The sequence below is a fragment of the Pseudoalteromonas sp. ESRF-bin5 genome, assembly GCF_002632075.1.
In the GTDB taxonomy this organism is placed as follows: Bacteria; Pseudomonadota; Gammaproteobacteria; order Enterobacterales; family Alteromonadaceae; genus Pseudoalteromonas; species Pseudoalteromonas marina.
On record NZ_NTLW01000070.1, the window covers coordinates 13,705 to 29,086 of the forward strand.

Consider the following 15,382-nt stretch of genomic DNA (forward strand, 5'->3'; position numbering starts at 1 on the left):
TTGTGTAGGTGGTTAGTTTAAGCGGGTTTTAATTTTACTGGTGCCATCTTCTTCGGTAAATTTAAATACAAAGTCTTTTTTACCGTCTTGGTTAATGTCAACTAACAAAATATCTTTACTTTTTTTAGGTAGGGTTAACTTTATTTTTTTACGCTTTTTGTTCAGCAAATTGTTCTCTTCGCCGTAGTAAACATAGAGCGTTTTTTTGCTGTATTTATATACCGCATCAGTTTTGTCATCCCCGTTTATATCGCCTATGTATAAAGGTGGGGTTGCATCGCCATTGCTCATATTTATTTCCATCTCAAGGTCAATTTCTATACTTGATTTACTAGCAAATGAGCCATCGGTTTGTTGCTTATAAATATTCATCTCTACATCTACGTCAGTTTTACCACCGCCCATAGCCATAGAGGCAATAGTGCCAAGGCCAATGTCTAAGTCCATTGTTTGCAGGTCTATTAAGCCATCGTTATTAAAGTCTGTTTCAAATACAAGCTGACTAGGGCCGCTGGTATTTAACAATTTAATAGGTGTTTGACTAAACCCTGTTTTATTACCTAAATAAAGGTTATGCGCTATGTCAATATCGAGCGAATCCATGCCTTCCACTGGCTTATATTGCTTGGTAATAAAGTCTAAATAGCCATCGTTGTTTATATCAAGAAGCTGCTTTATTTTGCGTTTTTCACCGTTACTAATCTCGCCCAACTCAATATTAAAATTAACGTCAACCATGGCTTTGTTGTAACCATTAGTATTTGCGTAAAGCACATCGGCGCCTTGTTTATTTAAAAACACTAAGTCATTTAGGCCGTCGTGATTAAAACCTGTAATTGTAGGTTGGTTATTAATATCAACCTCAAGGGTGAGACCATCTTTTGAAAAATCACCAGTAAACTGCGTCTTTTTTTCAAAAGTATGAGGGGTAAATTGGCCGTTACTAGTTTGAATATAAAGGGTTGTTTGATTTAAGTCTGGGAGCAAAATATCACTCAGACCATCTTTGTTGGCATCAATGATAAAGTTTATTTTTTCAAACTCTGTTACTTCTAACTGGTTTATTACTGATGTATATGCAAATAAAAGTGAAGGTTTTTCTTTATCCGCTTTGTAAATGCCGTCACTTGCTACCACAAGCGCTTGCTTATCGCTTGTATTAGCAAGTGTTGCCACGTCAAAACCAATTGCATTATCAGGCAGAGCGAGCTGAGAGTTTTGTGCTGATAGTAAATCAATGCGCTCTAGCTGCTTAAGCTCTTTGTTAAAAGCAAATAATGTTGTCGAGTCGGTTGTTACTAACCCTTCAGTGGTTTTAATCGACATGGTTTGCGCTAATAAAGTACTAGGCGCAAGCAATATAAGTAATGCACTAAACGGTTTTAACATGGTAAATCCCTTTGTATAGTTTTAAGTAGGCGAATATTTAACTCTTTTCAGCCTACGGCGAAAAATAACGTAAGGGTGTAAGTAATTGTAATAAAATGTTTATGCTAGTTAGCTTAATTAACCTAAGCGCTGAACATATTTGCTAAAGATAGGTTTATTGTCCACAGTGCAGTTTAATCAAGTAAGCTGTTTTAGGTATTAGTGCAAGTTGGTATGGTTAGGGTTACTCTATTTTAGGTAAAAATAATGCACTAATGGCGCCACAAAACCCAAGCAGGCTGTAGAGCAAAATAAGTTCAGCGGTAGATAAAAAGCTCTCAAGCAATCCAATGCTGCCTAACAGGAGTAAAAGCACGCCAATAACCGTGTTACTTACTGCAACATAGTCGGTGCGCTTGTTTCCTTGTGCCATATCGACTAAGTACGTTTTGCGGCCAAGGCGTACACCTTGGTGAGCAACAGAGAGTAAAAAGTAAAGTGTAGGCAGCAACCACCAAGCACTCAATAAATGGTTAAACCACGTTGCAATAACAAATACCGTTAAGCCATTAAGAGTTACAAGCATGGCACTAAGCACTAAAACTCGTTGGCTTGATAGGTCGCTTAATCGCCCCCAAATTGGCGCGGACACTAAACTGGCTAAGCCCGATACAGCAATAAATGTTGCAAGTAACAAAAACTCAAACGATTGGCGACTCGCTAAAATAATATAAAATGGCGCGCTTAAAGCTGAGCACAATAAAAAAGCACGTGTGACAACAAAGTGGGCAAATTGCTTATCTTGGTAAAGGAGTTTAAGTTTTGTAAATGCATGCAGTAATCCGTTTTTCCCACCGTCGGTGGCCCCTTTGTATTCATTTATGCGGCTATAAAAAAAGGCCGCCACAATCCACATTATTGCGCCCAATACCAAGGCAATTAATACCGTTTTTTGTTCTTTCTGCTGTGAAAAAAACCACATCAGTAGTCCAAAGGTTAGGGTTGCCAAACCTGCAATACTTGCCGCTAAGCCGCTAATATTGCCTCGCTGTTTTTTTGGAATTACTTTACCCAGTACATCTTTTGCTGCTACTGAATTAAAGCCTCTTGCTAAACTAAATAATATTAACAAACCTAAAATAGCGAAGCCTGCTTGTTTTCCCTCTAATACAAAAGCAACGCCTACCATGGCTAATATACATATCGATTGCGCAATAGCGCCAATTACCCACACCCATTTACGAACAGATAATTTGCGGATCACATCGGCAATGGTCAACTGCGGAAGTAAAGAGCCAGACTCCCTTATTGGCACAAGCCACGCTATAAAGCTGCCAGGTACGTTTAAGCTATGCATTAACCATGGAAGCGTAACTTTGGGATTGAGTAGTGCGTCTGCAAACTTACTAAACAGCTGGCTTAGTAATAAAGTGATGAAGTTACCGGGCACCTCTTTACATGCAGACTCATCAATTTCCTTGCAAGCTTTAGCATCTTCTTCATTGTTAAGGCGCTTATAAATTTGCTCTTTTGTTAGTTTGACCACGGCTTTACACTGTTTTTAGGTAAGTAAATTTATACTAGGTTGATATGTTTAAATATTCTACTTTCAGGCAGGGTAATGTGATCATTTTAGTAGCGCCATATTTATAGCGGACATAAAAAACCAGCATTTAAGCTGGCTTTTTTGATGCATTCTAGCACTTTATTTAAAGTCGTCTGCGCTATGTCGTTCGGCTAACTGCTCTTCCTCGGGCCCCCATGTGCGATTAACACGACGACCTCTTTTAACCGCTGGACGCTCAGCGATTTGTTTGGCCCACCTAACTACATGCGTATAAGAGGCAACGTCTAAAAACTCAGCAGCATCGTACAAGTCGCCTAAAACAAGTGAGCCATACCAAGGCCAAATAGCAATGTCGGCAATAGAATATTCATCACCCGCCATGTAGTCGTTACTGCTTAAATGCTGATTAAGTACATCGAGTTGGCGTTTGGTTTCCATAGTAAAGCGGTCAATGGGGTATTGCATTTTACTTGGCGCATAGCTATAAAAGTGGCCAAAACCGCCACCTAAATAGGGAGCTGATCCCATTTGCCAAAATAACCAGTTACGGCACTCGGTTTTTGCTACAAGGCTTTTGGGTATAAGTGCGTCAAACTTTTCACCTAAATATTGTAAAATAGAGCCCGACTCAAATACACGAGTTGGCGGAGTTGTTGAGTGATCGAGTAACGCAGGGATTTTTGAGTTTGGATTAATATCAACAAAGTCAGAACCAAACTGATCTCCCTCGCCAATATTAATTAGATAAGCATCGTATTGCGCATCATTAAGGCCAAGCTCTAAAAGTTCTTCAAACATAATAGCGGCTTTTTGGCCATTAGGCGTTGCCAGCGAGTACAGTTGAAATGAATGCTCGCCAATAGGCAAGGTTGTGTCATGAGTTGCCCCAGCTATGGGTCTATTAATACTGGCAAATTTACCGCCACTTTCACTTTCCCACGTCCACACTTTGGCTGGTGTGTAATCGTTTGTATCGCTCATAAATAACCTCACTGTTAGATTGATTCACTTAAAATCGTTTTTTACAAACCTTTTTGTCTATCTGCTTTTGCTAATTTATAACCCAAAAACAACCCACTTAGGGCTCCGAATAAGTGGCTTTCAAACGAAATATGAAAGCGTTGCGGCAATACGCCCCAAATAAATCCGCTATAAAGTATGGCAACAACGATAGCGATTACGATTGATTTTAGCGAACGCCTGACCACGCCATAGCAGAGAATAAAACCCCACAACCCGTATATTACGCCGCTCAAACCAACATGAAGGCTACTACGGCCAAATGCCCACACTAATAACCCGCCCAAAAGTGCGGTGAAAATAAATACAGAGTAGAACCGTTTAACACTGTATTGACAAATGAGCCAGCTGAGCACCGCAAAAGGCAGCATGTTACTGGCAAAGTGCCACCAGCTACCGTGTAAAAAGGGAGCGCAAAGTATGCCTATTAAACCTTGTATGCTGCGCGGGTAAATACCTAAACCATTAAGGTTTATACCAGGAAGGCTATTAATAACTTGAAGTACAAAGCAAGCAGCGACAATGCTAAATATAGCAAAGCGAGTCGTTGTTAGTAATGACAGAGACGTAGGCTTGGTTGTCATAAATTTCCCTAATTGACCTTAAACAGTTGCCAGTATAGGAATTGTATTTGGTAATGAAAAGCAAATAAAAAGCACAGCTCAAATGCTGTGCTTAATTAAGGCCGCGTTGGCCTTTAGTATTTAAATGCTATTAACCCAATTTAGTTAATAGTTTTTTAGCAGCAAGCTCTGAGCTTGCAGGGTTTTGACCCGTTATCAGCAAACCGTCTTCTAGGGCAAGTACACCCCAATCTTCAGTTTTTTGGTAGTCGCCACCTTTTTTGATTAGCTCGTCTTCCACTAAAAAAGGAACTACGTCGGTCAGTTGTACAGCTTCTTCTTCACTGTTGGTGAAACCAGTTACTTTTTTACCTGCTACCAATGCGTTGCCGTCTGCATCTTTAACATTTAAAAACACAGCACTAGCATGACAAACGCCAGCAACTGGTTTTTCTTCTTTAACAAAACTTTCAATTAGTGATACAGAATCGGTGTTATCTACTAAATCCCATAATGGGCCGTGGCCGCCTGGGTAAAATACTGCGTCGTAATCACTTGAGTTTACTTCGCTCAGTGCATGTGTGTTGGCCATTAGCGCTTGTGCTGCGCTGTCTGCATCGTAACGTTTAGTTGCATCGGTTTGAAAATCAGCAAGTGTGCTTGTAGGGTCAATTGGCGGTTGGCCACCAGCAGGAGACGCAAGAGTCACTTCAGCGCCAGCATCGACAAATGCATAGTAAGGTGCTGCAAATTCTTCAACCCAAAAACCGGTTTTTTCACCTGTGTTACCAAGATCCGCATGTGAAGTAAGTACCATAAGTATTTTTTTAGCCATAACTATATTCCTTCGATAATTGAGTTAATTAGTATTTGGTATTCACCAAACTCGTATTATTACTATATGCATTTAAATTACTTTAAACAACGATGATAAATTTGACTTTATTGGTTTAATAATTGATACAATGAATGGGTTGAATTTTAACTAGGCGGAAAAGCCATGAAAGTGTCATTCGAGCAATTAAAAAGTATGGTGGTGTTTGCACAAATTGTAGAGCAGGGAAGTTTAACAGCCGCCGCTAAGCAATTAGGTTTAACACGCGCTGTGGCAAGCTATCACTTAAAAAAATTAGAAACCCAGCTTGAAGTTACACTTTTAAACCGCTCTACTCGCACAATGACACTTACAGAGGCCGGTATAGCGTACTACGAGCGTTGTCGCGTAATCACTGAGCAAGCCAATGCCGCTAATCAACAAATAGAGAATATAAAAAGCGAGCCGCAAGGTTTACTTAAAGTGAGTTGCCCCGTTAATGTAGGCATGCAATTAATTGTACCCGCTATTAATACGTTTAAGCGCCAATATCCAAAAATTGAAATCGACCTACAGCTAACCGACGACGTAGTAGATATAATAAAAAATGGTTTTGATATTGCCATTCGTGGTGTTGCGTTAAGTGACTCAAACTTACAAGCGACAAAACTGACCACAATGAGTACCTGTATTTGTGGCTCTTCAGATTACTTTAACTATTTTGGTAAACCTAAAACGCCAGCTGAGTTAAGAGCGCACAAATGGGTTGTGTATCAGCTGGGGAGTAAAACTTTAACGCTTCAAAAAGATGGCAAAAAACACGACATTACAATGCAAGGTGGTTTAAGCACAAATAATGCGGCAGCACGCACGGCATTTGTAGAGGCAGGGCATGGTCTTGGCCGTATTCCCTTATATGATGCCTGGCCTAAGGTGCAAGCTGGGCTACTAGAGATCATATTAGACGATTACAAAACTAAAGATATTGAGCTTTACGGGGTGTTTCCGCCAGGTGCTACAGGCTCTAAAAAACTTAGGTTATTTATTGATTATTTAAAAGCGTACTTTGTAAAGCAGCATACCGCGCTGGGTATGCTGAAAAGTACTTAGTAAGACGTTCTTAAAGTGTTTATAAAGTGCGATTAAATAGCGTCACGGCTTGTTGGTACATTGCGATTGCCAATGCGCCGTCGTATCGCTCACCTTCATCACGCATAAAGGCATGTTGCGCGTTAACTTCTTGCCACTGGTAGTTAATGCCTGTCGTTATACATTGCTGATAAATTTTACTGCGGCCTTCTTGTGGTACATGAGGGTCTTGTTTACCCCAAATAAAATGTATTTCACCTTGTATATCGGCCATGCGCTCAAATGAATTGTTTCCTTCTTGAGCTGGTAATGTATTGCTGTGAATATCCGTTGCGTATAAGCAAAACGCTGCTTTAATTTGGGGATTAAGTGCAGCTCTGTAAGCTAAATGTCCGCCAATACATACGCCCATCGCCCCCACTGAACCTGAGCAATACTGCTGCGATTTTATAAAATCAATTAATGTTTGAGTGTCGCTATCGTGATGCTCAAGCGGTTTTTTCCACTTATCCGCATTGCCTTTGTCTTTACCTGCATCATCGTAAGCAAGTACAGTCCCTATAGGGTTTAACTCATGAAATACCTCAGGCACGAGTACAACAAAACCATGGCTTGCCAAAAGTGCAGCACTTCGAGCAATAGGAGCCGTTTGCTGAAAAATCTCAGAATAAAAAACAATGGCAGGAAACTGCCCATCGGCTTGTGGACGATACACTGTGGTTCGCATTAGGCCTGTTGGCGTTGGTAAGTCGGTATTATGTTGTTGGATGATCATAAAAGCGCTCAGTTAAAAAGGTTTGGTAATTTCTTTATGGTAACTGAGCGCAGCAGAATAAACGACCGCTGAAATGCGTTTTTAAATGCTAGCTGGCATTTTATTACAGCTTGCGTAGTAGCTTACCGTGGCCGGCCAATCAGAAAATATACCCATTACACCCACTTGTTTTGCTAACACATCAACTACAGTCATCATATCGCCATCGTTATTGATTACATCAGCAATTGACTGATAATAATAACCACCCCCTTCATTTAGCGGCCCTGAGCGCTCAAGGCTCCATGCTATGAGCTTCAAACCTGCCGCTTTTGCGTCAATTGCGTATTGTGAAGGAACAATATTGTTATCGTTATCGATGGTAAGCATCATCCAAATGGGAGGCGCAAGTATTTTAACGTCGTCAGCAACCAGTTCAGCCATGCTTGGTTGCCATGTTGCTGGATTGCTCGGGTCAAAACCAGCTTCACTATCGCGACCATCTAAATAAACACTTTGATCTGCAAATTCAGGGTTGGTGTTAATCCAATATTTAACATCGTCTAAATTAAACGATTGTGGGTATACCTGATTTGCGGGAACATCTAATTGCGTGTACTCATCAAGCATTTTTTGTGCGTATTGTTCTTGGCTCATACCATCAAAAGGCATGCTAACTTGAGGCGACTTAAGCTCTGGGGTCATTTTTACACCCAACTCTTTAAATAACTCAATACTTTGCTTGTGGGTTAATAGCGTTCCTGTTTTTGAGTATAAATCGGTACGCCAATTTGGGGTGCCGTCAAGGTATTCTGCCACTGTGGTGGCTTTAGGATTCGCACCATCCATTTTTCCTTCAAGGGTTAAAAATTCGCTCAGGCTAATATCGCTTGTACAGCACTTTGCTGAAGCGGAAGCCCCGGTATTTGGATCGGCTGGGGTAAATGGCACACTGCATTTGGCGGCAAGTTCTGGGATAGCTAAAATGTTAGTGGTAGTATGTAAGTCACATTGTGAGTGGCGACACACTAGTTCTTTATCGTTTGTAAACGTTACATCGCACTCTACAATACCTGCGCCCATTCGCGCTGCTGCAATATAAGATTCTTTAGTATGTTCAGGGTATTGCATTGGGGCACCGCGATGCCCAATTGAAAAGTCTGTCTTATAAAATGGGCCATCTTGGCATGATGCTAATTGTGTTTTTAACTCGCTTGGCGCCATGTAGTTAATTAAATAATCAGGGCGTGTGCCAAGTTGAACATTGCTACCTTGGGCCACTTCTACAACGACTGGCGTGGGTACTTCTACAATTTCAACTTCAGTGTTAGTTACTAAAACGTCTTTTTCGACTACTTTAACTTCATCGTCACAACCGGTAAGTGCAACAATTAGAAGGCAACTGGCAGATAAGGTAATACGCTTCATTGTTTATCCTTAAAAAATAAAAGTTGCACTACCTTAGTAACTCTTAATGACAATTAAACGACAGAAAAGTGAACTTATTTTTTCGTCATTATCTGATTAACCACTAACGCTAAAAGCATTATTGCTGCACCAATACTTAGCCTAAAAATATCGGCATCTCTATTCCAAATAACAATATTAACAATAATACCGGCAGGGATGAGTAAGTTATTCATGACCGCCAACGCCCCAACATTGACAAGCGTTGCGCCTTTATTCCATAAAAAATAACCCAAGCCTGAGGCCACTATCCCTAAATAAATTAAAATCCCCCATTGTGTATTTGTGCTTGGCAGCTTACTCGAGTTACCAAATAATGCGTAACATAAGCCTGCAACAATAAGGGCGCCAATAAAAAACCAGCTAAATGCCGCCTTGTCGTCAAGCTGCTTGCCTTGGATTAACCGTTTGTAAGTAACTTGCCCAGTTGCAAAACTTAAATTGGCTCCTTGTACAAGCAACAGCCCTAGCCAAAAGTCATTGTCGAGATTTTCATAACGAATTGCTACTGCACCCAGCACGGCAATTAAGGCAACAATAAAAAATTGCGGATTAAACTGTTTGTTAAGGGTATCGTTTAATAAAGTAATATAGAGCGGCGTCATAACAGTAAAAAGCAATACTTCAGGGACGCTTAAAAACAAAAATGAGTGGTAGTAAAAACTGTACATAACCCCAAGTTGCACAGCGCCTATCAACATAAGCCTGATTGCGGTGGCGGGAGGAAGGCGTTTGATAAACGGTAAAAATACCAATGTAGCTAGCGCAACACGGATTAATACGCTAAACCATGCATCAACGTGCCCAGCTAAATATACGCCAATTAAACTAAACGAAAATGCCCAAAGCAGGGTCACTGCAAATAAATAGCCCATAACCATCATTGTGTAATAACTAATTGGCTAAGTTTATCTGTTATAAATTAAGGTATAAACAATAAAAGCCCGCAAGCGGGCTTTTATATTAAAAATAATAAGTTAAGTTATTATTCTACTAAACCACGGCGCTTAAGTAGTGCGTCGGTTGTTGGTTTTTGACCTCTAAACTCAATGTAGCTTTGCATTAAGTCACGGCTATTACCTTTTGATAAGATTTCTTTACGGAAGTTGTCGCCGTTTTCACGTGTTAAACCACCGTTGTTTTCCATGTGTGCAAATGCATCGGCTGCAAATACTTCAGTCCAAAGGTATGCGTAGTAACCCGCAGAGTAACCGCCGGCAAATGTATGGCTAAAGTAGTTTGATTTATAACGCGGTGGTACAGGGTAGTAATCAATACCATGAGCTTTTAGCGCTGCGTTTTCAAACTCTTGAACATCATTGATTTTCTTATCTGAACCAAATGAGTGCCATTCCATATCCAGTAAAGCAGCCGCTAAATATTCAGTCGTACCAAAACCTTGGTTGAATTTTTGCGATGCTAATACTTTATCAAGCAATGCTTGTGGAATTGGCTCACCTGTTTTGTAGTGCTTAGCGTAATTAGCAAGTACGCTAGGCTCAATCATCCAATCTTCATGTGCTTGAGATGGAAACTCAACAAAGTCACGCGCTGTTGCAGTGCCAGCAAGGCTTGGGTATTTAACATCTGAGAATAAACCGTGAGCCGCATGACCAAATTCATGGAACATAGTCGACACTTCGTCAAAGGTCATAAGCGTTGGCTCACCTTCAGCAGGTTTTGGAATATTTTGCGCGTTATAAATAACAGGTTTAGTGCCTTTTAAGCCGCTTTGGCTTACGTATGCACTCATCCATGCGCCGCCACGCTTGCCTTCACGTGCGTATGGGTCCATGTAAAATAAACCAATTGCACTGCCGTCAGCGTTGAATACTTCATAAACGGTTACATCTTCGTGGTAAACCGGTAAGTCTTGACGTTCTTTGAACGTAATACCGTATAGTTTATTCATCGCAAAGAATAAACCATCGTTAATTACTGAGCTCATTTCAAAGTAAGGTTTAACTAACGCAGGGTCTAGGTCGTATTTTTCAGCACGTACTTTTTCAGCGTAAAATGCCCAATCCCAAGGTTTAAGTTCGAAGCTTTCGCCCGAATCATTAATTACTTTTTGGATAGCTGCGGCTTCAATTTTCGCTTTTTCAACTGCTTTAGGGGCAAGGTCATCTAAAATGCCGTATACATTTTCAGTTGTTTGCGCCATACGCGAGGTCATTACATACGAAGCCCAATCTTTGTAGCCTAAAAGCTCTGCTTTTTGTGCACGTAAGTTTGTTTCTTCAATGATGATAGGACCATTTGTTTGTGCTGCACGGTTTGCTGAGGCAGTAAAAATTTGCTCACGTAACTCGCGGTTTTCAAGGCTTGATAAAATAGGCTGTTGCGTGGTGTTCACAAGCGTGATCATGTAGCCTTCTTTGCCCGCTTTTTTAGCTGCAGCTGCTAGGCCTGCAATTTCACCCTCAGAAAGGCCTGCAAGTTTAGACTTGTCAGTAACAACAATTACATCTTCTTTAAACGATTTTAAAACGTTTTGCGAAAACGCAGTAGATAAGTTAGCAAGTTGTGCGTTAATTTCGCGCATTTTTGCTTTTTCTTCGTCACTTAATTTAGCACCGGCTTTTACAAACTGCTTGTAGTAAAAGTCAACAAGGCGTTGATCTTCAGCGCTTAGTGCTGCTTGGTTATCATAGATTGTTTGAACGCGCTCAAATAAAGCACCGTTTAAATAAATGTCATCAGAGTGAGCCGATAATACTGGCGCCATTTTTTTACTAATGCGCTGGTATTCGTCATCTGAAATTAGGCCCGATAAGTTATAAAATGCCGTTGATACACGGTTCAATAACTCACCAGATAGTTCCATTTCAACTAATGTGTTTTTAAATGTTGCTGGCTCTGGGTTATTAGCAATTGCTTGAATTTGAGCTGTATGCTCTGCAATACCCGCGTCGAATACAGCTTCGTAATCTTTAGTACCAAATTTATCAAACTCAGGTGCCATGTATTGTAAAGGACTTGGTTTGAATAACACATTGCTTGCGTTTACGTCTTGCACTTGTGCTGCGCTTTCTTTTGCCATTGTTTGTGTTTCTGATTTATTTTCTGAACAGGCAGATAGTAATAATGCACTAGCAATTGTAGTGGCGATTAGGGTTTTACGCATAATAACTCCATAGAAAGATTAGCCGGAATAGGCTTTTCGAGTCGAAAAACCCACTTAACTTACCAAATTTTGATTTATATACAATAAAGTTTATCGAGATTATGCAGGATTTAAACGCAAATTAGCTAAAAATAGATGTTTAGGTAGGTAAAAGTAGCTTGTGTTGTTTGTTTTTTGGTGGCACAAGTACTGCAAAATAACAAAGTGCAATTTTTAAAGTCAGTTAAATTGCATTGTGGCGTGCTAATGTTAGTTAATTAAAACACATTCACTCTATAATAATATTAAAGACCCCCTGATTGGAAAATAAATGAATTTAGAACAAATAAACGAAATCCTTTCTTTTGTTGTATTTAGTTACAACGATATACAACTCACAGTGGCAAAAATAATTCAGGTGCCACTTATTTTATTTGCAATGTGGTTTGTGGTGACACACATTGGTAAGTTAATAAAAAGAACTCTACTCGCCAAAAAAATAAGCCAAGATGCTGTTCATTTATTCACGCGTATTTATTTTATTTTAAGTATCGCCATATTAGTTTTTACCTCGCTAGAAGTATTAAATATTCCATTAACGGCTTTTGCATTTGTATCGGGTGCTATTGCAATAGGTGTGGGGTTTGGTGCGCAAAATATAATTAATAACTTTATAAGCGGTTGGATATTAATGTGGGAGCGTCCTATTCGAATAGGTGACTTTTTAGAAGTAGGCAGTGCCAAGGGGGTCGTCGAAACTATAAATACACGTTCAACGCGGATTCGTCGAAATGATGGCGTACATATGTTGATCCCCAACAGCCAATTACTAGAAAACACAGTAACAAACTGGACGTTAATTGATGGTAATGCACGCTCGTCGGTAAGCGTAGGTGTTGCTTATGGATCGGATGTAGTTTTAGTTAAAAAACTCATCCAACAGGTGCTTGATGAGCATAAAGCGATTTTAAAAACACCAAAATCGGCAGTGCTATTTGACGACTTTGCCGATAGCTCATTAGTTTTTAACGCTGTTTTTTGGGTATGTGCTGAATCTGAAACCATGCTTAGAACCGTGCGCAGTGATATTCGCTTTAGTCTGTACGATGTATTTGAGCAAAATAATGTAGTGATTGCGTTCCCTCAACGAGACATTCATATAGATGGAGAAATAGCCTTAAAACGAACGTGATAAAGCATTGAGGAAAAAACCGCCTAGTGCGGTTTTTTCTTCGTTAGCAAAAAGCGTACCTAAGTTAGGTTTTTAAGTTAAAACTTTAAAATTGCTACTTTATTTGCAGTTTTATTGATAAGGACATATGTCCTTATAATTGGGTTTTTACATCTAAAAAGTAATAAAAAGCCGCTATCTTGTGGTTAAATGTTGCAAAAAAGTTTCAAAATTACAAAGATTTTATGCAGTAAATTTATCACACAGTGGTATAATCTCACTCGTTCGTTCAGCCTCATTATTTCGTTTTTGTACTCTCGATAATGAGGTCCGCGCGCATATAGCCAAGTCGCGAAAAATTGTACGAGCCCGCAATGAATACATTGCGCAACACAAAAAATCGTTGATCAAGAGTGCATACAAAAGGTTAAAACCCGACATGAAAGCAATTAAAAAATCTGCAATAGCGACAATCATTAATGCCGCACTATTATCTGCTGCTGGCACTTCTGTTTCTTCATTTGCTGCTGAAGAAGAAACGGCTAAAAAAAATAACCAATTAGAAGTTATTCAAGTTACTGCGCGTAAACGTGTAGAAAATGCTCAAGAGGTGCCTGTAGCTGTATCTGCACTGCAAGGTGATAACCTTGATGCATACAGCTCGGCAGGCATGGATATTCGTTTTATGAACGCAAAAATTCCAAGCTTGTCTATCGAATCTTCATTTGGCCGTTCTTTCCCACGTTTTTACGTACGTGGTTTAGGTAACACGGATTTCGATTTAAATGCGTCTCAACCTGTATCGTTAGTTGTTGATGAAGTTGTTCAAGAAAATGCGATTTTAAAAGGCTTTCCTGTATTTGATGTTGAACGCGTAGAAGTATTACGTGGTCCGCAAGGTACTTTATTTGGCCGTAATACGCCAGCAGGCCTTGTTAAGTTTGACTCAGTTAAACCTAGCCAAGAGTTCGACGGTTACGGTGCGGTTTCATACGGTAGCCGTGGCGCAGTAGACACTGAAGGTGCTGTAGGTGGTGCGTTAACAGATCGTTTATCTGCTCGCGTTTCATTATTATGGCAAGATAAAGATGATTACATAGATAACCAAGCACCTAATTTTGAAGCTAAAGATCAACAGGGCGGTTATACTGAAAAAGCAGCACGTATTCAGTTTTTATACGAAGGCGATGATTTTTCTGCTTTATTAAACTATCACACACGTGATTTAGATGGTTCACCTATCGCGTTCCGCGCAAATGTTATTGAGTCTGGTTCTAACGAATTAGTCGATAACTATGAGCACGATGTTGTATATCAAGATGCCGGTGCTCGTTCTACTCAACAAGTAGAATCTGAAGGTATGAGTCTAAGACTTGAATGGGATCTTGAAAACCACACTGTAACGTCTATCTCTGCATGGGAAAGCGCTGAAATATACTCTCGTGGTGATATTGACGGTGGTTACGGTGCTGTATTCCTTCCTGATTACATGGGGCCTGGCTTTATTCCTTTCCCTTCAGAAAGTGCTGATGGTATTCCTGAGCAAGATCAAATTACTCAAGAGCTTCGTTTATCAAGTAACTTTGATGGCGACTTAAACTATCAAGTAGGTGTTTTTTACTTTGACGAAGAGCTAACAATTGAAAACTTTAGCTATGACACGTTTTCATCACCGGCCGGCGCCTTAAATGGGTATGTTAAACAGCAACAAGATACAACCGCTTGGGCAGTATTTGGCTCTGTTGATTATGTTGTATCTGATGATTTAAAAATCACAGCGGGCCTTCGTTACTCTGATGATGAAAAAGATTTCTCTGCAGATCGTACACTAAGCCCTATTGGCGGTGGTGCTTTATTTATCGAGCAAGATGTTAGCGATAGCCATGTAAGCTGGGATTTATCTGCTAACTACAAAGTAAACGAAGACGTAAACTGGTACAGCCGTGTAGCTAATACATTCCGCGCACCAAGCTTGCAAGGTCGTATTTTATTTGGTGATGAAGTAACAACAGCTGATTCTGAAACCGTAACTTCATTTGAAACAGGTATTAAATCAGATGTGCTAGACGGACAAGGTCGTGTAAATGCAACTGTGTTCTACTACACAATGAGCGATCAGCAATTGACCGCTGTAGGTGGTGGTGCAAACTTTAACCGCTTAATTAATGCAGACAAAACGACAGGCTACGGTTTTGAGTTAGACACTGAATGGGTATTAAGCGACGAGCTTAATGCAACATTTAACTTAAGCTATAACAAAACTGAGCTTAAAGATAATGACTTAGCGGTAGCTGTGTGTGGCCAATGTACAGTGACAGATCCAACTTTCCAAGTTGCAGGTGCCTTTGGGCCTGAAGATCGTGCGATTTTAGACGGTAACAGCTTACCGCATGCACCAGAGTGGATCTCTAACTTTACGCTTCGTTACACTAAAGAGCTTGAAGATGGTGATTTCTTTGCAAA

General features: G+C 40.1%; 12 protein-coding genes. 3 read left to right on the plus strand and 9 right to left on the minus strand.

Annotated features, from left to right (window positions below):
• Positions 1-12: 12 nt before the first annotated feature.
• The 5 genes from BCG07_RS02885 to BCG07_RS02905 all read right to left on the minus strand — a co-directional run bounded on the left by BCG07_RS02885 (position 13) and on the right by BCG07_RS02905 (position 5,353).
• The gene (locus BCG07_RS02885) at positions 13-1,389 is read right to left on the minus strand and encodes a VCBS repeat-containing protein (protein WP_286888548.1); all 1,377 of its coding nucleotides are present in this window, start codon (positions 1,387-1,389) and stop codon (positions 13-15) included.
• A gap of 223 nt (positions 1,390-1,612) precedes the next feature.
• Positions 1,613-2,914 carry an MFS transporter gene (locus tag BCG07_RS02890; protein WP_286888549.1) on the minus strand — a complete coding sequence of 434 codons (1,302 nt, stop codon included), beginning with the start codon at positions 2,912-2,914 and terminating at the stop codon, positions 1,613-1,615.
• A gap of 159 nt (positions 2,915-3,073) precedes the next feature.
• Entirely contained in the window at positions 3,074-3,916 is an 843-nt protein-coding gene (gene yghU / locus BCG07_RS02895) for a glutathione-dependent disulfide-bond oxidoreductase (protein WP_286888551.1), read from the minus strand.
• Positions 3,917-3,957: 41 nt separating this feature from the next.
• Positions 3,958-4,539: a rhomboid family intramembrane serine protease gene (locus BCG07_RS02900; protein WP_008132289.1), complete on the minus strand. Its 582-nt coding sequence runs from the start codon at positions 4,537-4,539 to the stop codon at positions 3,958-3,960.
• 130 nt (positions 4,540-4,669) lie between these two features.
• Entirely contained in the window at positions 4,670-5,353 is a 684-nt protein-coding gene (locus BCG07_RS02905; protein ID WP_006791436.1) for a type 1 glutamine amidotransferase domain-containing protein, read from the minus strand.
• 165 nt (positions 5,354-5,518) lie between these two features.
• Between BCG07_RS02905 and BCG07_RS02910 the strand changes: the two genes are divergently transcribed.
• Positions 5,519-6,442, plus strand: coding sequence for a LysR family transcriptional regulator (locus tag BCG07_RS02910; protein WP_248519210.1), 924 nt, complete (start codon positions 5,519-5,521; stop codon positions 6,440-6,442).
• A gap of 19 nt (positions 6,443-6,461) precedes the next feature.
• Here the strand turns inward: BCG07_RS02910 and BCG07_RS02915 are convergent, their stop codons facing one another.
• From BCG07_RS02915 to BCG07_RS02930, 4 genes are all read right to left on the minus strand, one after another.
• Complete coding sequence (locus tag BCG07_RS02915; RefSeq protein WP_286888555.1) at positions 6,462-7,196, minus strand: dienelactone hydrolase family protein; 735 nt, start codon at positions 7,194-7,196, stop codon at positions 6,462-6,464.
• A gap of 81 nt (positions 7,197-7,277) precedes the next feature.
• Positions 7,278-8,603 (minus strand): glycerophosphodiester phosphodiesterase family protein, encoded by a 1,326-nt coding sequence (locus BCG07_RS02920; protein WP_286888557.1) that lies wholly within the window; start codon positions 8,601-8,603, stop codon positions 7,278-7,280.
• A 74-nt stretch (positions 8,604-8,677) separates the two neighbouring features.
• A complete protein-coding gene (locus BCG07_RS02925) occupies positions 8,678-9,526 on the minus strand; it encodes a DMT family transporter (protein WP_203986407.1) in 849 nt (282 codons plus the stop codon).
• Positions 9,527-9,627: 101 nt separating this feature from the next.
• Positions 9,628-11,769: a M3 family metallopeptidase gene (locus BCG07_RS02930; RefSeq protein WP_010557051.1), complete on the minus strand. Its 2,142-nt coding sequence runs from the start codon at positions 11,767-11,769 to the stop codon at positions 9,628-9,630.
• 310 nt (positions 11,770-12,079) lie between these two features.
• Between BCG07_RS02930 and BCG07_RS02935 the strand changes: the two genes are divergently transcribed.
• Together BCG07_RS02935 and BCG07_RS02940 are read left to right on the plus strand one after the other, a co-directional pair.
• Entirely contained in the window at positions 12,080-12,940 is an 861-nt protein-coding gene (locus tag BCG07_RS02935) for a mechanosensitive ion channel family protein (protein ID WP_006791430.1), read from the plus strand.
• Positions 12,941-13,358: 418 nt separating this feature from the next.
• Positions 13,359-15,382: TonB-dependent receptor (locus BCG07_RS02940; RefSeq protein WP_286888562.1), on the plus strand; the 2,024-nt coding region annotated here is incomplete at its 3' end.

What these genes read in the sequence shown, in the direction of transcription:
- BCG07_RS02885 (WP_286888548.1), bottom strand. Translation starts at nt 1,389, where the DNA reads ATGTTAAAACCGTTTAGTGCATTACTTATATTGCTTGCGCCTAGTACT.
- yghU (WP_286888551.1), bottom strand. Translation starts at nt 3,916, where the DNA reads ATGAGCGATACAAACGATTACACACCAGCCAAAGTGTGGACGTGGGAA.
- BCG07_RS02900 (WP_008132289.1), bottom strand. Translation starts at nt 4,539, where the DNA reads ATGACAACCAAGCCTACGTCTCTGTCATTACTAACAACGACTCGCTTT.
- BCG07_RS02905 (WP_006791436.1), bottom strand. Translation starts at nt 5,353, where the DNA reads ATGGCTAAAAAAATACTTATGGTACTTACTTCACATGCGGATCTTGGT.
- BCG07_RS02910 (WP_248519210.1), top strand. Translation starts at nt 5,519, where the DNA reads ATGAAAGTGTCATTCGAGCAATTAAAAAGTATGGTGGTGTTTGCACAA.
- BCG07_RS02915 (WP_286888555.1), bottom strand. Translation starts at nt 7,196, where the DNA reads ATGATCATCCAACAACATAATACCGACTTACCAACGCCAACAGGCCTA.
- BCG07_RS02920 (WP_286888557.1), bottom strand. Translation starts at nt 8,603, where the DNA reads ATGAAGCGTATTACCTTATCTGCCAGTTGCCTTCTAATTGTTGCACTT.
- BCG07_RS02925 (WP_203986407.1), bottom strand. Translation starts at nt 9,526, where the DNA reads ATGATGGTTATGGGCTATTTATTTGCAGTGACCCTGCTTTGGGCATTT.
- BCG07_RS02930 (WP_010557051.1), bottom strand. Translation starts at nt 11,769, where the DNA reads ATGCGTAAAACCCTAATCGCCACTACAATTGCTAGTGCATTATTACTA.
- BCG07_RS02935 (WP_006791430.1), top strand. Translation starts at nt 12,080, where the DNA reads ATGAATTTAGAACAAATAAACGAAATCCTTTCTTTTGTTGTATTTAGT.